General features: G+C 66.4%; 20 protein-coding genes. 8 read left to right on the top strand and 12 right to left on the bottom strand.

Annotated features, from left to right (window positions below):
* Window positions 1-130: 130 nt before the first annotated feature.
* A complete protein-coding gene (locus ABZX86_RS34450; protein ID WP_355129673.1) occupies window positions 131-706 on the top strand; it encodes a hypothetical protein in 576 nt (191 codons plus the stop codon).
* Between the two features lie 4 nt (window positions 707-710).
* Here the strand turns inward: ABZX86_RS34450 and ABZX86_RS34455 are convergent, their stop codons facing one another.
* Window positions 711-902, bottom strand: coding sequence for a hypothetical protein (locus ABZX86_RS34455; protein ID WP_355129675.1), 192 nt, complete (start codon window positions 900-902; stop codon window positions 711-713).
* A 101-nt stretch (window positions 903-1,003) separates the two neighbouring features.
* Between ABZX86_RS34455 and ABZX86_RS34460 the strand changes: the two genes are divergently transcribed.
* Window positions 1,004-1,981 carry an alpha/beta hydrolase gene (locus ABZX86_RS34460; protein WP_355129677.1) on the top strand — a complete coding sequence of 326 codons (978 nt, stop codon included), beginning with the start codon at window positions 1,004-1,006 and terminating at the stop codon, window positions 1,979-1,981.
* A gap of 82 nt (window positions 1,982-2,063) precedes the next feature.
* Here ABZX86_RS34460 and ABZX86_RS34465 read toward each other — a convergent pair whose 3' ends face one another.
* Window positions 2,064-2,684 (bottom strand): TetR/AcrR family transcriptional regulator, encoded by a 621-nt coding sequence (locus tag ABZX86_RS34465; RefSeq protein ID WP_355129679.1) that lies wholly within the window; start codon window positions 2,682-2,684, stop codon window positions 2,064-2,066.
* A gap of 71 nt (window positions 2,685-2,755) precedes the next feature.
* Between ABZX86_RS34465 and ABZX86_RS34470 the strand changes: the two genes are divergently transcribed.
* The gene (locus tag ABZX86_RS34470) at window positions 2,756-4,195 is read left to right on the top strand and encodes a carotenoid oxygenase family protein (protein ID WP_355129681.1); all 1,440 of its coding nucleotides are present in this window, start codon (window positions 2,756-2,758) and stop codon (window positions 4,193-4,195) included.
* A 9-nt stretch (window positions 4,196-4,204) separates the two neighbouring features.
* Here ABZX86_RS34470 and ABZX86_RS34475 read toward each other — a convergent pair whose 3' ends face one another.
* Window positions 4,205-5,410, bottom strand: a complete 1,206-nt coding sequence (locus ABZX86_RS34475) for a helix-turn-helix domain-containing protein (protein ID WP_355129683.1) — start codon at window positions 5,408-5,410, stop codon at window positions 4,205-4,207.
* Between the two features lie 264 nt (window positions 5,411-5,674).
* Between ABZX86_RS34475 and ABZX86_RS34480 the strand changes: the two genes are divergently transcribed.
* The gene (locus ABZX86_RS34480; protein ID WP_355129685.1) at window positions 5,675-6,325 is read left to right on the top strand and encodes a hypothetical protein; all 651 of its coding nucleotides are present in this window, start codon (window positions 5,675-5,677) and stop codon (window positions 6,323-6,325) included.
* A gap of 69 nt (window positions 6,326-6,394) precedes the next feature.
* Window positions 6,395-7,048, top strand: coding sequence for a hypothetical protein (locus tag ABZX86_RS34485; protein ID WP_355129687.1), 654 nt, complete (start codon window positions 6,395-6,397; stop codon window positions 7,046-7,048).
* An 81-nt stretch (window positions 7,049-7,129) separates the two neighbouring features.
* Here ABZX86_RS34485 and ABZX86_RS34490 read toward each other — a convergent pair whose 3' ends face one another.
* Both ABZX86_RS34490 and ABZX86_RS34495 read right to left on the bottom strand, forming a co-directional pair.
* Entirely contained in the window at window positions 7,130-8,143 is a 1,014-nt protein-coding gene (locus tag ABZX86_RS34490) for an NADP-dependent oxidoreductase (RefSeq protein WP_355129689.1), read from the bottom strand.
* A gap of 69 nt (window positions 8,144-8,212) precedes the next feature.
* On the bottom strand, window positions 8,213-8,857 hold the full coding sequence (locus tag ABZX86_RS34495) for a TetR/AcrR family transcriptional regulator (RefSeq protein WP_355129691.1): 645 nt from the start codon (window positions 8,855-8,857) through the stop codon (window positions 8,213-8,215).
* A gap of 110 nt (window positions 8,858-8,967) precedes the next feature.
* Here ABZX86_RS34495 and ABZX86_RS34500 point away from each other — a divergent pair, with 110 nt between their 5' ends.
* Both ABZX86_RS34500 and ABZX86_RS34505 read left to right on the top strand, forming a co-directional pair.
* Entirely contained in the window at window positions 8,968-9,966 is a 999-nt protein-coding gene (locus ABZX86_RS34500; RefSeq protein WP_355129693.1) for an oxygenase MpaB family protein, read from the top strand.
* A gap of 136 nt (window positions 9,967-10,102) precedes the next feature.
* Entirely contained in the window at window positions 10,103-11,368 is a 1,266-nt protein-coding gene (locus tag ABZX86_RS34505; protein ID WP_355129695.1) for an oligosaccharide flippase family protein, read from the top strand.
* A 9-nt stretch (window positions 11,369-11,377) separates the two neighbouring features.
* On the opposite strand, the gene ABZX86_RS34510 is transcribed toward ABZX86_RS34505, so the two are convergent.
* From ABZX86_RS34510 to ABZX86_RS34540, 7 genes are all read right to left on the bottom strand, one after another.
* Window positions 11,378-12,544, bottom strand: a complete 1,167-nt coding sequence (locus ABZX86_RS34510) for an Ig-like domain-containing protein (RefSeq protein ID WP_355129736.1) — start codon at window positions 12,542-12,544, stop codon at window positions 11,378-11,380.
* A 203-nt stretch (window positions 12,545-12,747) separates the two neighbouring features.
* Entirely contained in the window at window positions 12,748-13,686 is a 939-nt protein-coding gene (locus tag ABZX86_RS34515; RefSeq protein ID WP_355129697.1) for a metallophosphoesterase, read from the bottom strand.
* Complete coding sequence (locus ABZX86_RS34520) at window positions 13,683-14,186, bottom strand: cupredoxin family copper-binding protein (protein WP_355129699.1); 504 nt, start codon at window positions 14,184-14,186, stop codon at window positions 13,683-13,685. Before ABZX86_RS34520 ends, ABZX86_RS34515 begins: the two co-directional genes overlap by 4 nt.
* A 72-nt stretch (window positions 14,187-14,258) precedes the next feature.
* Window positions 14,259-14,945 (bottom strand): Rieske 2Fe-2S domain-containing protein, encoded by a 687-nt coding sequence (locus ABZX86_RS34525; RefSeq protein WP_355129701.1) that lies wholly within the window; start codon window positions 14,943-14,945, stop codon window positions 14,259-14,261.
* Complete coding sequence (locus ABZX86_RS34530; RefSeq protein WP_355129703.1) at window positions 14,942-15,511, bottom strand: RNA polymerase sigma factor; 570 nt, start codon at window positions 15,509-15,511, stop codon at window positions 14,942-14,944. The genes ABZX86_RS34525 and ABZX86_RS34530 overlap by 4 nt, the downstream gene beginning before the upstream one ends.
* Before the next feature lie 91 nt (window positions 15,512-15,602).
* On the bottom strand, window positions 15,603-16,124 hold the full coding sequence (locus ABZX86_RS34535) for a GtrA family protein (protein WP_355129738.1): 522 nt from the start codon (window positions 16,122-16,124) through the stop codon (window positions 15,603-15,605).
* A gap of 60 nt (window positions 16,125-16,184) precedes the next feature.
* Window positions 16,185-16,739, bottom strand: coding sequence for a peptide deformylase (locus ABZX86_RS34540; RefSeq protein WP_355129705.1), 555 nt, complete (start codon window positions 16,737-16,739; stop codon window positions 16,185-16,187).
* A 45-nt stretch (window positions 16,740-16,784) separates the two neighbouring features.
* Between ABZX86_RS34540 and ABZX86_RS34545 the strand changes: the two genes are divergently transcribed.
* Entirely contained in the window at window positions 16,785-17,351 is a 567-nt protein-coding gene (locus ABZX86_RS34545) for a PadR family transcriptional regulator (protein WP_355129707.1), read from the top strand.
* The last annotated feature ends 186 nt before the right edge of the window (window positions 17,352-17,537 follow it).

Raw genomic sequence — 17,537 nt, forward strand, 5'->3', positions numbered from 1 at the left:
TTGACCGGGCGTAATAGTCGGTGCGCATGAGTAAATACCGACGGGTCTCATTTCAGTGACGCATGGGTTCAGTTAACCAATAGCGAACTAGCATCACTGATAGGTCGGGGTCGACCAGTTGGAGGCAGTGATGCATTCACGCCGCAAAACCATTCGAAATGCCCTGGTTAGGTTTCTCGCTCTCGCCGGACTGGGCGCAGCTTTTGCACTCAATCCCTTCACCGCGCCCATTGCGTCCGCGGATGCCGATTACGGCGGCGGCTGCGTCCTGTACGACGGGAACCCTGCGGCAACAATTGACTCACTGCGTTTTCGGTGTGGCCCTGCGCAGCAGGACAATATCTTCCGCGATGCCGCGCAGGGGGCGGTACCGATGGGAGTGAAGAACGGCTGGGTGATCCGGCCGCTCGATATGGCGGCCTGGACGCCCGCGGTGTGGATCGGCAAGACCTTCTACACCGGTCCGGACGGCGGTTATCTGATGAACCGCATCACCCCGGCCGGCATCGAGGGCTGGCCCGCGAATGTGTACAGCGCGCCGGCCATTCTCGACGGCCGCCCGACCTGGGCGCTGAACTACGCACCCTCGCCCACCCCGCAGATCTACGACGAGATTCGTGAGATCACGCCGGGCGTCTGGTTCGGCTACTCATGGTCGCGTGATCCGGGCGGACCGGTGGCGCTGCTGACCTTCGCGCTCGCCTGAGCATTCAGGGGTGTGCCGACACCACGCGCGGCATGGCCGCCACGGTGCCCGGGCACGGTGCGGGGCAGGTGGCTCCGGCCAGTGCGGTGTGCGGACTGCGATGTCGCAGTGAACCGAGCATGGCAATGGTTTCCAGCGCGATGACGATCGCGCCGTAGGCGTAGGTGTTGTGGCCAGGCCCAGCCGGGTCTGGCACAGCCCGGCGGCACCGGCCGCCGTCCGACATGATCGGACAGCGAGCGACAAACTCTGCCCGGCAAGGGAATAGGGGCCGGGGTCCGGGGGTTGACTGCGGGCATGACTTACGCATTCGATCCGGAGCTGGCGCCGTGGGTGGATCGGCTGCGGCCTGCGGACTATGGAGATGTTCCGGCGGCGCGCGCTCAGATGCGGGAGCTGTTCGCCGGGCGACCGCAGGTGGCGGTGCCGGATTCGGTGCGGATTCGCGATCTGGTTGCTCGCGGTGACGATGCCGCGATAGAGGTGCCGGTGCGGGTTTATACGCCGGTGGACGGGGAGGGACCGCTGCCCGCGCTGCTCTACGTGCACGGTGGCGGGTTCGTTCTGGGTGACCTGGAGATGGTGCACGCCAAGATGATTCGGTTCGCCGCCGAGTTGGGCATTGTGGTCGTGTCGGTGGACTATCGGCTGGCGCCAGAGCATCCGTTCCCGGCCGGGCTGCAGGATTGCTATGCCGCGCTGCAGTGGGCGGTGCGGGAGGCGGGCGAACTGCGGATCGATATCGCGCGGATCGGGGTGGCCGGTGACAGTGCGGGTGGGGCTATCGCGGCGGGGCTCGTTTTGTTCGCGCGGGATCAGCACGGGCCCGAATTGTGCTTCCAGCTCTTGGATTTCCCGGCGACCGACGATCGCCTGCAGACTCCGTCGGCCACCGAATACGACGACACCCCGAATGTGGACGGGCCCAGTCTGCAGGTGATCTGGCGGCACTATCTGGGTGCGGACGTCGAACCCGGCAGTGCGGAAGTGTCCCAGTACGCGGCCGTCGCGCGGGCGGCCGATCTGTCCGGTCTGCCGCCGACCTACATCTCGACCAGCCAGTTCGACCCGGTTCGTGATGACGGCATCGACTATGCCCAGCGTCTGGCCCGGGCCGGGGTGCCGACCGAATTGCATTTGTACCCGGGCACTTTCCACGGTTCCGGCCTCGTCGCCGATGCCGCGGTGAGCCGTCGCGCCGCCGCCGATCAGCTCGACGCACTGCGCCGGGGACTGCGGGTGGGGGCATCCTCCTCCGAGCACGCCGGGGTGTAGCAGTACTCGGTCGCGCCGGGTGTGCTTCTATGCCGGCGGCGTGCATCAGCCCGGCACTCCGGGGGAGTTCGGCCCCGCCGTTCTACTCGGTGAGGGTGCGTACCGACAGCCGCGCGCATTCGGCCGCGAGTTCGGCGGTGGACAGCGGCAGGCTGCCGTCGAGCCAGCCCTCGATCAACTGATTGACCCCGCCGGTGATGAACAGCGCCGCGCGGCGCAGTGATTCGGGGTCGAGCGCGGTATCGAGTGCGGTCGGCGCGTACTGCACGACCAGATCGGCGATGATGCCGAGCATTTCGCGCCGGCGCTCCGCCAGCCCCGCCACCCCGGCCGGATCACTGGTGGCGATCCGGTGGATGTGCGGATCACCGGCGACGATATCGAGCAGGGCCTGCAGCCCGGATCGCAGCTTTTCCGCAGCGCCGCCCGCCTCGGCCACGCCCGCCTGGACCATGGCGGTGAGCAGTTGATCGCGGAGCTGATCGGCAATGGCCACCAGCAGTTCATCGCGATTGGCGAAGTGCTCGTAGAAGTACCGATCGGTGAGCCCGGCCGTCTTGCACACCCCGCGCACGGTCACCGCCGCCGTGCCCGATTCGCCCCACAGCCGCCGCCCGACCGTGAGCAGCCGGGTACGGCGTTCGGCGCGCCGATCCTCGGCGCTCACGCCGCCATAGCTGCGAACCACTCCCGACCTTGTCATTGACAGCAATCCTAGAACACCGTAACAATTGGACGACGCCTGTCGTCAGAATGCGGATTCAAGGGAGAATCATGGCCACCGATGAGGTGTCGGCTTCCACCACCGACCTGTACCAGCGGGCCTACGACCCGCTGCCGGACGAACTGGACTACCGCGTGACGCAGATCGACGGCGCCCTGCCGAAGGATCTGACCGGCACCCTCTACCGCATCGGGCCGGGCAAGTTCCAGGTCGGGAAGACGCTGCTGCACAGCATCTTCGACGGCGACGGCATGGTGTCGCAGCTGGTGCTGGACGGTGAATCGGTGCACTACCGCAATCGCTATGTGCGCACCCGGCATTTCGAACACGGGCAGCGCTCGAGCCGGATTCGCTATCGCGGTGTGGGAGACCAGATTCCGGGTGGCCCACTCGCCAATATGGGTCGCATGCCCGCCAATGTCGCCAATACCAATATCGTGAACTACGCGGGCGGATTGCTGGCGCTCTGGGAGATGGGCAATCCCCACCGCATCGATCCGGACAGCCTGGAAACGCTGGGGCGCTTCGACTTCGACGGCAAGCTCGGCTTCCTGGGCGCGTTCTCCGCGCATCCGAAGTGGGATCCGGACACCGGCGATATGTACAACTTCGGCCTGGATCTGCTGCCCACCCCGCGGATTCGCACGTACCGGGTGGATCGCGGGGGAAAGCTGCACGCTCTCACCACCATTCCCATGCTGGATCTGCCGTGGAACCACGACTTCGCGCTCACCCAGCGGTATCTGGTGTTCGTCCTGGACCCGCTGCTGCCGGATCTGGTGAAGATCACCCTGGCCACCCACAGCTTCATCGATTCCCTCGATTTCAAGCGGTCCAGGGGCACCCGCTTCCTGCTCGTGCCGAAGGACGGCGGCAAGCCCCGCATCATCGAACACGAGGCACTCCTGCACGTGCACCTCACCAATGCCTATGACGACGGCGACGATGTGGTCATCGAGCTGGTGCGCTTCGATACCGAATGGCGGGAATTCCGGCGCTTGACCAGTGCTGTCAACTCGCCCGCGGCCCCGAGCTTCCCGTCCTCGCGGCTCATGCAGTACCGGATCACGAAGGGCGGCACCGTGATCGAGCGCGAGCTGAGTGGAACCAGCTGCGAATTCCCGCAATTCGACTGGCGGCGCGGCACCCGCGCACACCGCTACAGCTATCTGGCCGCCATGGGTTCGGATGCCACCGGCGTGCTGAACTCGATCATGAAGGTCGACCACCGCACCGGTGTCACCACCGACTGCGATTTCGGCCTCAGCGCTGTCGGCGAGCCCCTGTTCGTGCCCCGGGCGCAGGATGCCGACGAGGACGACGGCTGGCTGCTGTTCCTCAATCACGAACTCGCCGAGCACCGTTCGCAGCTGGTCGTTCTCGACGCCCGCGATCTGGAACGCGGCCCACTGGCCACCGCATGGCTCGAGCATCACGTCCCCTGGGGTTTTCACGGCACCTTCACCCGCAGGCAGGCGGCCGTGGGGTAGCTCCCCGAGTCAGTGGTCGCCGGAGCCGTTGCCCTGGATGCGATGGGTCTCCAGGGCCAGGTACATCTCGGTGGCCGCACGCGGTTCGGTCAGCCGCCGCCCGGTCAGTTCGGCGACGCGATTGAGCCGGAATCGCACGGTATTGCGGTGGCAGAACAGGGCAGTGGCAATAGCCGACACCTCGCCGTCGTGCGCGAACCAGGTGCGCACGGTGTCCAGCAGCACCTCGCGGTCGTGCTGGGGCAGGGCGAGTATCGGGCCGAGTACCGCGCGGGCGAGCGCGCTCGCGACCTCGGGCGATCCGGCCAGCAGCACCGGGATCAGCGCCTCGTCGTAGCGCAATACCTGCTTCGATCCGGATTGAGTTGCGGCGCAGGCGAGTTCGGCCTGTCGCAGCCCGGTGACGGCCTCGGTCAGCGGACCGAACGCAGCGCTGACACCGGCCCGCCCCACACTGCGCTCGGCCAGCAGCGCCTGCAGCCGCGCTTCGGTGAATCTGGTTGTCAGCGCGACGATTCCGATATGACTGTCGGCCCGGACCCGCCAGGCCGACGCGACGCCGAGCACGGACAGCGCCTCATCCACACCCGGCAGCGCCTCGGTGGCGGCGGTCCCGGTGGTGGCCGCGACCACCACATACGAACCCTGTGCGGGCAGCCCGAGAGTGCGGGCGCACTCCCACAAACGCGCGCCGTCCACCTGCCCGCTCAACAGTGCGTCGAGCGCGGCATCGTGCGCGCGAGCATCGCGACGCACCTGCTCGGCCACGGTCTCCTGATACCCGTCCGTCAGCGCCTGCGAGTAGTCGTCGACAAGCTTCCACACCAGCGAGGCGATATCGAGCAGCTCCCGCCCGGCCTTCGGATCGTCACCGGCCATGGCCAGCAACTCCTCCCACACCACGCCGGAGCCGATGCGGTAGGCCCGCAAGACCGCCGGCAGCGGAACGCCGGTCTCGGCCCGGCGGTGCCCTGTGCTGCGTGGCGCGGCGGTACCGGCTTCGGGATGCCCGGACAGATGGCTGAGGATGGCCTCCAGATTGGCGCGATTGGTGCGGCGCAGCTCCTCGGGCGGGACCCCGCGAGAACTGCCGTAAACCGGTTCCGCGCGTTCGATTTCCGCGGCTACCCGATCGACCACCTCGTCGAGGCGCTGCAGCAGTGCGGTGCTGGCGCGGGTGACGAACCCTTCGGGCCGGGTGCGCGGGGTGCTCATGGCAGACGATCGTACTGTCCGGCATTGTCGCCGTGCACAATGACGTCGCAACCGAGCTGCCCTCTCATGGAACTTTGACGCTTCCATTGTGCTGAAGCACAATCTGGACCGGAATCCGAGGCGACCTGGGTATCGGTTCCGAATGTGCGGTTGCCCCAGTCGAATCCGTCCTGCGGGCGTGTCGCGAAGAAACACTCGCTGAGCGTGTCCCCAAGGGGTAGCGCACAATTGGGATGCTTCGCCGGGTGCTAGTAGGGGATGGTTATGAAGGCATACAAAGGGCTCATGATGGGCCTACTCGCGCTCGGATTGTCGGTGGCGTGTTCGACGCACCCCGCAAATACTGTGGCGCAGAACGTTTCGCAGGGACCCGCGAAGCAGGACGTGCCATCATCCATACCGGTCGGTCCGGGTCCGGTCCAGTACACCGTGCAGCAGCAGCCCGCTCCGGGTAGCTGCCACTACGGTAAAACCGCTGACGGGCAGCCACTTCCGGATAGGACGTGCACGCCGGGTGCGACGAATCCGAAGGTGACGGCCGCAAACCTGTCCGACACCATCTGCAAATCCGGTTATACCGGCGGGATTCGGCCGAATTCGAATATCACCGGTGCCGAGAAGGCCGCGAATATCAAGTCCTACGGCTACACCGGCGATCCGCGCGATGCCGAGTACGACCACCTGATCTCGCTCGAACTCGGCGGAGATCCGGACGATCCGCGCAACCTCTGGGTGGAACCGCCGTCCCCGGGCCACAAGCAGGGCGGCGGCACCGCCAATCCGAAGGACACCGTCGAGAACCAGCTGCACTCGCTCGTCTGCGGCAACAAGGTCGGCCTGGTCGATGCGCAGGTTGCCATTGCCACCGACTGGACCACCGCCCTGGCCAAGGTCGGACACCCCGACGGTAAGTGACGGCCTGTCCTCGGGCGTGCCGCACCGAAACCGGCTCTGCACGCCCGGCTTCGGGCTTACCATCGACGCATGTCAGCCCCGCAGAACGGCTCGACGATGATCGAGGGTCGGGTCGTTCACAAAACCTCGAACGCTCTGAAGATCACCTTCCGAGCCGGGCCGGGGGACCCGATGGCGGTCGGGGTGCAGGGTGCCGGTGACGGGTTCGGCGGGAAGATGGCCATGCTCTTCGGATTCAAGAACGGGGGGACCGGCCGGCACTCGATCACCTATGCCGACGGCACCGTGCTCTGGGTGCAATCGAAGGATTCGGCGCCGACCGTGCTGAGTCGCGCCGACGGCACCGCCATCGGAACCATTACCCGCTCGGACACTTCCACGGCCGTGGGTTCCACCGCGGGCACGCTGCTGCACTTCGTTCCCACCGACGATGCGAAGACTCCGGAGCTGTTCCGCATGCGCATCCTGGACCGCATGGGTGAGGAATTCGGCCGCCTCGATGTGGTGCGCACGGTCGGCGGCTGGACGCTCGGTCGCCTTGCCGATGAGCTGTACAACACCTATATCTGGTGGGATCACGCCGGGCAGCCGCTGCCCGTGCCGCTGCTCGGCACCCGGATCATCCTCAAGCGCAGCCCCGATGCGGTGGAACGTGATGTCCTGCTGGGGGCCTGCGTCGACATCACCCTGGGTCTGCGGCCGTATGTCACGGCCATGCGCTGACTGTCACGGCCGCGCACTGACTGTCACGGCCGCGCACTGACTTCCACGGCCGCACGCTGACCCAGAGAGGCATCGCTGCGATCAGTCGGCGACCTTGATGACCAGCTTGCCGAGATTCTTACCGGTGAGCAGCCCCTGAAATGCCTCCACCGTGTGATCGAGTCCGTCCACGACGTCCTCCAGATAGCTGAGCCGCCCGTCGGCCAGCCAGCCCGCGACCTCCGGGTAGAACTCGCCGAACTGATCGAGGAATTCGGTCTGGATGAAGCCGCGCAGCGTCAGGCTCTTGCGCAGGATCAGCGACATGAGCAGGCCCATGCGATCGGGTCCCGCGGGCAGCGCGGTGTCGTTGTACGAGGCGACCAAGCCGCAGACCGGGATCCGGGCGAACTTGTTGAGGCGGGGGAGCACCGCGTCGAAGACCGCGCCGCCGACATTTTCGAAGTAGACGTCGATGCCGCCGGGTGTCGCGGCGGCGAGCTGTTCGGCGAAATCGGGTGCGCGGTGATCGACGGCGGCATCGAATCCGAATTTTTCGGTCAGCAGGGCGACCTTCCGCGGTCCACCGGCAATGCCGACCGCCCGCGCGCCCTTGATCTTCGCGATCTGCCCGACCGTCGCACCGACCGGACCGGTGGCCGCGGCGACCACCACGGTCTCGCCCGGCTGCGGGCGGCCGATGGTGAGCAGTCCGGAGTACGCGGTGAAGCCGGGCATACCGAGTACGCCGAGTGCCGTGGTCAGGGGCGCTGCGGTGGGATCGAGCTTGCGGAGGTACCGGCCCTGTTCGACGGAGTGCGTCTGCCAGCCCGCGTAACCCAGCACGAAATCGCCGGGATGCAGTTCCGGATCCGCGGATTCGAGCACCCGGGAAACGGTGGCGCCGCACATGGTCTCGTCGACCGCCACCGGTGGCGCGTAGGACGGCGCGTCACTCATGCGCCCGCGCATATACGGATCCAAGGAGAGATACAGCGTCTGCAGCAGCGCGTGACCGGGTTCGAGCGGCGGCAATTCCGCCGTCTCGGTGCGGAAGTTCTCCTGCTGCGGCATACCGGCCGGGCGGGAGGCCAGGACGATTCGGGTGGTCTTCATCGGTGCGGCGACCTTTCGATGGGCGACCGCCCCATTGTGGGTCACCGCGGTGCCCGCTATGCCGGATTGCTACGCGTGTCCTGGTGAGCGGTGCTCGGCTCGCCAGGTATCGAAACTGGTCATGATGTGATGCCGCACCGTGCTCCACTCCGGGACCAGGCCCGCGGCGGCGGGTACCGACGAGGTCAGCAGCACCCCCGCGATGGTGATGACCGTGATGCGCAGCCAGTCCCGGGCGCCGGGCAGATCGGCGAGCTCGCCGAGCACCTGGCGGGCCACCTCGAAGATCGTGGTCTCGATATGTTCGACGAGATGCGCCACGGTATCGGCCATTTCGGGATCGGTGCGCGCGGTGCCGAGCAGCTCCAGGCCGACGCTGATCGGTGCCAGTTGAGCCAGCGACCACAGCTCGTCGACCAGTTCGGCGACCCGTTCACGGTCGGTTCCCGTTATCTCCGAATAGGTTTCGACGACGGCCTGGGCGCTCTGATCGGCCATCCGCCGGACCGCGGCGTCCAGCAGTTCGCCGCGGGTGGGGAAGTAGTGCTGCACCGCGCCCTGGCTCAGGCCCGCTCGCTCGGCCACGCCACGCGTGGTGGTGGCAGTCTGACCGTGGTCGATCAGGCTGGCGATGGTGGCGTCGAGGATCGCGATACGGGTGTCCGCGCGCTGTTGCGCCCGGCTGCGTTTGCTTTTTCCCGCCGTGACCGACACTCGACCACGATACCGGTCGGGCCACGAACAAGTCACACGACTTGTCAAGTCGTCTGACTGGTCAATACGCTTGTGGCGCAGCCGATATAGACACAAAGAGGTGATCGGCCATGAATACTCGCGCCAAAGCGCATCGGAATGCCCGCATCTGGCGGCGCGGTCCCGCGCCCACCCCCGCCGGGCTCGATGAGAATCACGATTACGGCTACTTCGGCCCCGGATCCCAGGTCTGGCGGGTGCTGTTGCATCCTGCCGTGACCGCCTTCCTGGCGCCGGTGACCGCACTGCTCGAACTGCCGCACATTCCGCTGCAGGCGGTGATTCTCGATCACGATCCGCTGGCCGTCACCGGGCGCCGCAGCCAGAGCATGAGCCCGATCATGGCCGTGCGGCGCGCCCAGCGCACCGTCGGTGTTCCGGTCCCGATCATCCTGGGCGACAAGGCGACCGCCGATCGGGTGGCGGCACACCTGCGCCGCTATCACGCGCCGATGACCGGCACCGTTCCCGGCACCGGCGAGCCCTATGCCGCGCAGGGTCCGGAACTGGTGCTGTTCGCACACGTCACGATCATGCAGGCGGCACTGCTGGTCTATGAGAACTTCGCCTTCGAAGGGCTGCGCCCACCGCACCGGCTCACGCCGCGTGATCGCGACCGATTCTGGTGGGAGGCCAAGCAATTCGGCGTCCTGATGGGTGCGCGGCCCGAGGATGTGCCGACGACCTGTCGCGGAGTGGCCGAGTACTACGCCGGAATCGCCGATACCTACGGCGTCATCGACGGATTCGGCGCCGATCTGGTCGTGCGTCCCACGCTGGCCATGATGCGCGGATTCGCCCTCACCCACCTGCCGGAGCTCGCGCCGATGCTGCTGGCCGGTGTGCTCACCCCGCAGCTGGTCGCCATGCTGCCTCGCCCGGCACGCCGAAACCTGGGTGTGCCCGCGGTTGTGGATCCGCTCCTGAACGCATCGCTGTGGTTCACGCGTCCGGCCGCCCTGGTCTTCACGGTGCACCGCTTCGCCGATGCCGTCGAGCGCCGCATCAGCGGACCGGATGCCATGTCCCTGGTGGCGCACGCCCGCCGACTTCAAGCGACTGCGGCATAGCGTCTTTCGGCCACCCGGACTTTTCGGGTAGCGGTCTGTCCCTCGGCAGCGAGACAATTTCGCTCATCGGCATGGTCGTGCCGGGCGCGAGAGCGAGGACCTGCCATGCCGGATCGACAGCGATACGCCGATATTCATGTTTGACCGGTTACGCGCACGCCTGGCCGCGGACGGACTGCTGTCCGTCCTGCGCGATATCGGCTTCGTGAGCCTCGGAAATTACGGGCAATTCCTGGTCACGGCCGTGACGGTACCGCTCACCGCGCGTACGCTCGGCGTCGGCGGTGTCGGGTTGCTGGCCATCGGAATGTCCTCGTATTTCCTGGGTTCGCTGCTGGTCGATCTGGGGATCAATACCTTCCTGGCGGCGCTGCTGGACGAGGAGGGCCTCGATGAGTTGCGCGGCAGTTATCTGGCGGTGCGGGCGAGCATTCTCGGCGTGATCGCCGTAGCGCTGGCCGCGGGACTGAGTTTCGGGGCCGGTCCGCATCTGCGCATGATTCTGCTCGGGCTGTTCGTCGGCGGGTTCCTGTCCATGTCCGAGGACTGGCTGCTGGTGGGGCAGGGGCGTTTCGGCGCGTCCACGTCGTATCAGATCGCCGGGCGCGTGGTGTATCTCGGACTTCTGGTGGTGCTGCTGCCGCGACTGCCGAATCCCTCGATCGTGCTGCTGTGCCTGCTGCTTTCGTCCACCGTGACGGTGGCGCTGACCTGGCGGGACGCCCTGAAGAAGTACGGGCGCCCGGCCCGGCCGGCGCGGATCGCGGTCATCCTGCGCAAGGGCGGGCCGGTGCTGGCCTCCCGATTGCTGGTCACCAGTTACGGGCAGGGGACCGCGACGGTCTACTCCTCGGTCCTGGACGCCGCCTCGCTCGGGTTGTATTCCTCCAGTGACAAATTGGTGCGCGCAGTGCAATCGCTGCTCGATCCGATCGGGCTCGCGCTGCTGCCCCGGCTCGCGCGCGAGCGCACCGATTCCCACTTCTGGCGGCACGAAATGCGCGCGCTGGCAGCCTGTGTCGCGGTGGCGGGAGTCGCGGCGGCAGGGGTGTGGATCACCGCACCACTGGCCGTGCACCTGATCTTCGACGACGACTTCCGCGGTGTGGTGCCGATCCTGCGCGTCGAGGTGTTCATTCTCTTCGCCACCGCCACAACATCATTCATCACCACGGCCACCCTGCCGGTCCGGCAGGACACCGTGGGAATCATGATCGGTGCGGTCATCGGGACGGCGGTGGCGGCCACCGCGCTGCTCATCACCCTGGGCACCCACTCGGTGTGGACCCTGGTGTGGGGCACGGTGGCCGCCGAATTCTCCGTCGCCGCCTGGTATCTGGTGCGCACCGCGCAATTGGCCGCCCGGGAGCGAGCGCAGCGCGCAACTGTTCCGCTGATGTAGAGCGTTCCCCTAGTGCACGGCGCTACCCGCTACCCACTGATCCCACGGCAGTCCCCAGTCGCCGTTCTGCCAGACATCGAGCGTCGGGCCACCGGTATTGCGCACCTCGACCACATCGCCGGGCTGTGCGAAGTTGAAGAACCACTGCGCATTGTCGGCATTGAGATTGAGGCAGCCGTGTGAGGTGTCGGTATTGCCCTGTGCCCACACGGTGGTGTCCAGCTCGTGCAGATAGATGCCATCGGTACTGATGCGGGTGGCCCAGGAGATGGCCTCCTTGTAGCCCAGCCGCGAATTGATCGGCAGGCCGTAGCTGGAGGAGTCCATGATCACCGGATTGGCCTTGTCCATCACGGTGTAGACGCCCGGCTGGGTCCAGAAGTAGAAGGTCTTGCCCGCGATGACCTCACTGCCGCCCCGGCCCATGGAGGTGGGCATGGTGCGGATCAGATTGCCGTTCTCGAACACCTGCACCTGGTGGGTGTTGTCATCGGCGATCGAGACGTGCGACGCCCCGATGGTGAAGGAGGTCTTGCTGTCCTCCTGGCCGAAGAGCCCCGGACCGACCTCGATGCCGTAGATGTTCGCCGCGACGCTCACCTTGGTGCCCGGTGCGTAGTACTCCTTGGGCCGCCAGTGTGCGTTCTGGCTGTCCATCCAGTACCAGGCGCCGTCGACCGGCGGGGTCGTGGTGACAGTCAGATGCTTCTCCGCGGCGGCCTTGTCCGGGATGGGCTCGTCGAAGTGGGCGACCACGACCGTGCCGACACCGTAGGTGCCGCCGTCGGCGAGGGCTGCCCCGCCGGTGGTGTTGAGATACACCTTGGTCTGATTGCCCGGCTTGATGGTGGTGAAGCTCGAGGTGGCCGGGCCGGTGGGACCGGTCACATCCATACCCTCGGCTTTGAGGGTGTAGGTGCGGCCGTAGCCCAGCTGCTCGTTCGGCTTCCACGCGGTCTTGTCCGGGGTGAAGGTGCCGTCGATGACCTTGCCGTCGTCATTGGTCAGCGTGACCGTGCTGAGCACGCCGCTGGCCGTGGTGACCTGGACCGGGGCGGCCGGATCGACCTTGTCCGCACCCTGGACCGGCGCGATGGTGATCGGCGACGGAACGGGCGGCACACTGCCGAGTGTGCTGCTGATCGTCGAGGACGGCGAGCATGCCGTGACCACCATGAGTAGTGCCGCCAATAGGCTCACAGCGGCGGAGGATCGAAAACGGTGGAGTGGCAAGGCTCTCCCTCCTGTAATCGCCGTGCGCCGCACTGCTGCACAGCATCTTGTACCAGCTCAGCGTAGTAGATTACCCGCAATAATCCGCGCCTTCGCACGCGCGGTGGCAGGGCCCCGGCGCGGCGGCCCTGACACGGCGTGTTTCCTCACGTCAGCGGCTGGTCCTTGATCGCCAGCTGCTGCTGTCCGCGCTGGTAGGTGACCTCACGAATGCCCAGCGCAGCGTGCAATTTGCCGGCGGGCAGCGTCACCGGTTTCGGCGCCGGGCCGTCGCCGGGCGCCGGCAGCGGATAGGCGGTGGTGGTGCCGCTGTAGAAGGTGACATTGCCCTCGGTCTTCGTGAACAGCTGGTGCACATGGCCATTCAGGCAGGTGACCGATGCGAAACGGGCGAGGTAACTCAGCATCTGGGTGGCATCGTCTGTGCCCCAGCCCCATTGCGGATACATGGCGAACAGCGGGATATGGCTGAACACGATGATCGGTGTGTCGCTGGACAACCCGGACACATCCTTGCGGACGAAGTCCAGCTGATCCTGGCCGAGGTGACCCAGCGCCTGCAGATTCATCGTATTGACCAGTCCGATCACATGCACGCCCGCGATATCGAAGCTGTACCAGCCGTCGCCACGGGTGCCCTTACCGAACGCCGAGCGATAGCGCTGGCCACCGTCGTCACTCGAATCATGTTCTCCCGGAACGGTGAACACGTGCGGGGTGTGCAGTCCGCCCATGAGCTGTTTGACCTGATCGAACTGCTCCGGTGTGGCCAGATGGGTGAGATCACCGGTGTGAATCACGAAATCGGGGGTGTACCCGAGCGAATTCACCTGTCCGATGGCCTCGGTGAAGGTGTCGGTGACATTGGCGTTCGCCGTACCGGTGAAACCGATGTGACTATCGCTGACCTGCGCGAATCGCAGGGTCGGGCGACCGGTGGCGGCCGCGGCGGTGCCCGCGATATGCGAGACCACCTCCCCGCCCACGACCGCCAATCCCACCGCCGCGCCGAACCAGGCGCTGTGCCGCATGAGCTGGCGGCGGGTCATGGCCTGCGGATCGCGCGGATCCATCTCCCGGCTCATCCCGTCACCACCACGGTGCCGTGCATGAACGGGTGGATCGAGCACACGTAGGCGAAGGTGCCCGCCTGGGTGAACTTGAACGTGTACGTGGCGCCGGTGCCCATATTCGGTGATTTGAAGCCGCCGGTGGCCGGGGAGATATTGTGCGGCTCCTCATCACGATTGGTCCACGTCACCGTGGTGCCCACCGGGACGGTCAGGGTGGCGGGGGAGAATGCGAAATTGGTGATGGTGACGGCATTCGGACCGGCCGGTGCGTCCGCGGGCGCCGTTGCCGGTGCGGATGTGCTCGGCATGCTCATACCGGGCATGCTGGGCATGGCCGATCCGGTGCCGTCCGGCACCATACCGGGCGTATCGGTGCCGGAAGCGAAAACGAAAGTGGGAGCGGCATTGTCGGGTGCGTTACCGCCGCTGCCGCACGCACTCACCGACAGCAGCGCTGTCGCCGTGGCGGCGACGGCGAGCGCCGTCCGCCGCGGGCTGCGGATTGATCTCATGGGTCCGGGCCTCCATCCGGGATGTGTCCGTCCGCTGCTGCGGGACCGGTCACATGGAGATAGCGACCCGGGTTACACGGTCGGCGCGAAAACCTCGATGGCGCCGTTGTTTTCCCGCACCTGCAGGTGCGGGAGCGGTGCGGGGGAGATGGGCAGCTGATGGGACAGCACGGCTCCGCTGATGGAGAAGGAGGTCGAATGGCAGGGGCAGCGCAGCCGATCGGCCGGAGCGTCCAGCCACAGTTTGCAGCCCTGATGGGTGCAGATCCCCGAGACCGCCACCGGAATTCCGTTGGCGCGCCGCACGAATCCGTTGAGGGTGCCGACATCGAACGAGACCGTGCCGCCCTCGGGCAGGTCGGCGCTGGCCGCGATGGGGCGCCACGAGCCGTTGGTGGGCGTCAAGGTCGACTGTGCGGCAGGCGTATTCGGCTCCGCCTCATGGGTGATCATGCGATCGACGACCACTCCGGCGGTGGCGGCCGCCGCGGCGGTGGCGGTGCCGATGAGCACCTGCCGCCGGCGGGTGGTCCCGCGGTGCGGAGGCGACTCTTCTTGCGGCTCAGCCATTTCGGCCGCGAGCCGCTGCTGCAGTCCGGACAGGAAGTCCGGGCTGGGCGCGGTGCTGCCGAGCCGGGCGGACTGTAGGTCGATGGCGGTGCGCATCTCCTCGGCATCGTTCTCATCGGGCCGGAACGCGCGCGGTCGGCGCCCGGCCAGGAGCTCCTCGACGTAATGCCGCACTTCCCGCTCGCTCACCGCGCACCTCCCTCGTTCAGCCGCGCCGCCATCTGCAACGCCCTGTGCTGCAACACCTTCGCATTGGCGACGCTGACACCCAGGTCCTGCGCCGAATCCTTGACCGACATGCCCTGCAGGAATCGCAGTTCCAGTATTCGCCGATAATTCCCGGACAGCTGCTCGAGCACTGCGCGCGCCCGCAGCTCGGCTCGTCCGTCCGATACTTCGTCGGGCGGATCGTCCGCGAAATCGTCATCGATCGTGGTGATCTCACGCCCCATGCGGGTACGCCAGTAGCCCGCGAGCACCGTCCGCGCGGTCGCTCGCAGGTAGGCCCGCACCTCCGGCACGGAAGCCGAGATCCGCAGTGGTTTGAGCGCCACCGTGAACACCTCGGCCGTCAGATCCTCGGCATCGGGCCGGTTGCCGACCTTGCCGAACATCAGCGCATACACCCAGGTGACATTGTCTCGATAGAGCGCTTCCCACCCGGAGTACCCGTCACCGGACACCAGCCGCAACTCCCGGCCGGAGCTCACGCCTTCGTCCGCCCGCGAGCGATCGGACCCTGTCCGACGCACCATGAATCGACGCTCCCCGAATCCACCAACGACGTGTCTTCACGTCTTTCAGTAGATAGCGAGCGGGGTTACACCGCGCCCGTTTTCGGGATCCTCATTCGTGCGCCTCGACCGGAGCGGCCTGCTCCAGCTCGGCGGCAACCGTCTCCGGGAAGACGAACTTGCGCATGGCCCACCAGCGGAATGCCGTCGCGAGCAGGGTGCCGAGCACCGTGGCGCTGATGAAATCGGCGATATTCTCCACCAGCAGCGACACATGTGGCGTGCAGAGCAGGAACACATACCGCGACACCCACAGCGGCAGCACCGTGATCCCCGCGCCCAGACCGGCGACCACGAAGAACAGCGTCGCCTCATGCCTGCGCTGCCGCCCGCCCCGCGCGGTGAAGGCCCACTCCCGGTTCAGCACATACGACACCACGGTCGCGATGACCGTCGCGACGATATTCGCGGTAATCGGCTTCTCGTGCAGAATCGTCCACTTCAGGCCGAAGAAGAGCGCCGTCGTGGTGACGAACGCGATGCCGCCGACGGTGAGAAACTTCAGCAACTCCGCGTTCCGCACAAACACCGACAGCATTCGCCTCGGGAGCCGCGCGGCAACAAATTCGACCATGAACACCGAGTCAGGCTAGCCGAGCCCGCACAACGCCAACCACCCGCCAGAAGCGGGGTCTCAGGACGCCCGCCCAGGCACCCAGCTGTTCCCGGGCTCCGTCCACTCCCGATTCTTCACCATCTTCCGGGCGGCCCGCCTGTTCCGGCCGATGAGTCGTTGCAGGTAGAGGTGTCCGGCGAGGTGGTCGATCTCATGCTGAAAGCAGCGCGCGAGATAGCCGCGGGCCGCCACGGCAACAGGCTGCCCGGCAAGATCGACCCCGGTCACCCGCGCCCACTCCGCCCGTCCGGTGGGAAACCACTCACCGGGAACCGACAGACACCCTTCGAGATCATCCTCCGGGTCGGGCATCATCTCCGGAATCTCCGAGGTCTCCAGCACCGGATTGATGACATGCCCGCGGTGCCGGACTCCGGAGTCGATCAGGTCGTACACGAATACCGCCCGCGGATCGCCCACCTGGTTCGCCGCCAGCCCCGCTCCGCGAGCGGCGGTATTGGTGTCGAACAGCTCGCCCACGAAGTCGGCGAGCTCACTGTCGAAAGCGGTGACGGGCAGGGCCGGCGTGATCAGCCTGGGATCACCGGCGATGAGTATCGGTCGAACAGCCATGCCGCGAGGGTACTCAAATTTGAGTAGTCGTGTCAGACTAGCCAGGTGAACGAGACCCGCCTGTTCGTACTGGCCGCATTGGCCAAACGTGGTGCGATGCACGGCCATCAGCTCCGCCGCGATGCCCGCCTGGACCGCGCCGACCTGTGGTCCCGAGTCAAACCCGGCTCCCTCTACAGCGCCCTGCACCGCATGGAAGCCGAAGGCCTCATCCGCCCCCTCCGTACCGAACAGGACGGCGCCCTCCCCGCCCGCACCGTCTACGAAATCACCGAAGAGGGCCTGCGCGAACTACGCGCCCTCCGAGATGAAGCCTTCACCGAAGTCGACATCCGCCCCGACCCGGTAGATCTCGCCCTCGTAGTCAGCGCCGACCTGGACCGCACCCTCCTCCGCGGCTACTTCGAAGACCGCCTGGCCGCCCTCCAAGCGAGAGCCTCCAGAATCGAACACCACCCGGACCGCCAGTCCCCCAACCAAACTCGCGCCGAAGACCTCATAGTCGACCACGCCCGAATGCGCCTGCAATCCGAGATCGACTGGCACCAAAAGGTTCTCGCGGACATAGAAACCTTGGAACTGACCGCCGAGCACGCTTCTTCATCGGAGTAGCTGTCGCTGCTGCCCTGGTGGCCGGGCTTCCGGCGGGAAGGCTGGCTGTGGTCCCGTTCTAGAGAAACAAGAAGAGCGAAGTACAAGAGATAAAGACGCCTGGACGAGAAGAAGAGAAAACGACAAAAGAACAAGACGAGAAAAGAACAAGGATGCGAAAGAGGCTGGTCGGTCCGCCAGTCTGAA

It is taken from the genome of Nocardia sp. NPDC006630 (assembly GCF_040611495.1).
GTDB lineage: Bacteria > Actinomycetota > Actinomycetes > Mycobacteriales > Mycobacteriaceae > Nocardia.

Excerpts from the sequence above, each read along its gene's own strand:
- ABZX86_RS34450 (WP_355129673.1), top strand. The coding sequence starts at position 131 with ATGCATTCACGCCGCAAAACCATTCGAAATGCCCTGGTTAGGTTTCTC.
- ABZX86_RS34460 (WP_355129677.1), top strand. The coding sequence starts at position 1,004 with ATGACTTACGCATTCGATCCGGAGCTGGCGCCGTGGGTGGATCGGCTG.
- ABZX86_RS34465 (WP_355129679.1), bottom strand. The coding sequence starts at position 2,684 with ATGACAAGGTCGGGAGTGGTTCGCAGCTATGGCGGCGTGAGCGCCGAG.
- ABZX86_RS34470 (WP_355129681.1), top strand. The coding sequence starts at position 2,756 with ATGGCCACCGATGAGGTGTCGGCTTCCACCACCGACCTGTACCAGCGG.
- ABZX86_RS34475 (WP_355129683.1), bottom strand. The coding sequence starts at position 5,410 with ATGAGCACCCCGCGCACCCGGCCCGAAGGGTTCGTCACCCGCGCCAGC.
- ABZX86_RS34480 (WP_355129685.1), top strand. The coding sequence starts at position 5,675 with ATGAAGGCATACAAAGGGCTCATGATGGGCCTACTCGCGCTCGGATTG.
- ABZX86_RS34485 (WP_355129687.1), top strand. The coding sequence starts at position 6,395 with ATGTCAGCCCCGCAGAACGGCTCGACGATGATCGAGGGTCGGGTCGTT.
- ABZX86_RS34490 (WP_355129689.1), bottom strand. The coding sequence starts at position 8,143 with ATGAAGACCACCCGAATCGTCCTGGCCTCCCGCCCGGCCGGTATGCCG.
- ABZX86_RS34500 (WP_355129693.1), top strand. The coding sequence starts at position 8,968 with ATGAATACTCGCGCCAAAGCGCATCGGAATGCCCGCATCTGGCGGCGC.
- ABZX86_RS34505 (WP_355129695.1), top strand. The coding sequence starts at position 10,103 with ATGTTTGACCGGTTACGCGCACGCCTGGCCGCGGACGGACTGCTGTCC.
- ABZX86_RS34510 (WP_355129736.1), bottom strand. The coding sequence starts at position 12,544 with ATGGTGGTCACGGCATGCTCGCCGTCCTCGACGATCAGCAGCACACTC.
- ABZX86_RS34515 (WP_355129697.1), bottom strand. The coding sequence starts at position 13,686 with ATGAGCCGGGAGATGGATCCGCGCGATCCGCAGGCCATGACCCGCCGC.
- ABZX86_RS34520 (WP_355129699.1), bottom strand. The coding sequence starts at position 14,186 with ATGAGATCAATCCGCAGCCCGCGGCGGACGGCGCTCGCCGTCGCCGCC.
- ABZX86_RS34530 (WP_355129703.1), bottom strand. The coding sequence starts at position 15,511 with ATGGTGCGTCGGACAGGGTCCGATCGCTCGCGGGCGGACGAAGGCGTG.
- ABZX86_RS34535 (WP_355129738.1), bottom strand. The coding sequence starts at position 16,124 with ATGGTCGAATTTGTTGCCGCGCGGCTCCCGAGGCGAATGCTGTCGGTG.
- ABZX86_RS34540 (WP_355129705.1), bottom strand. The coding sequence starts at position 16,739 with ATGGCTGTTCGACCGATACTCATCGCCGGTGATCCCAGGCTGATCACG.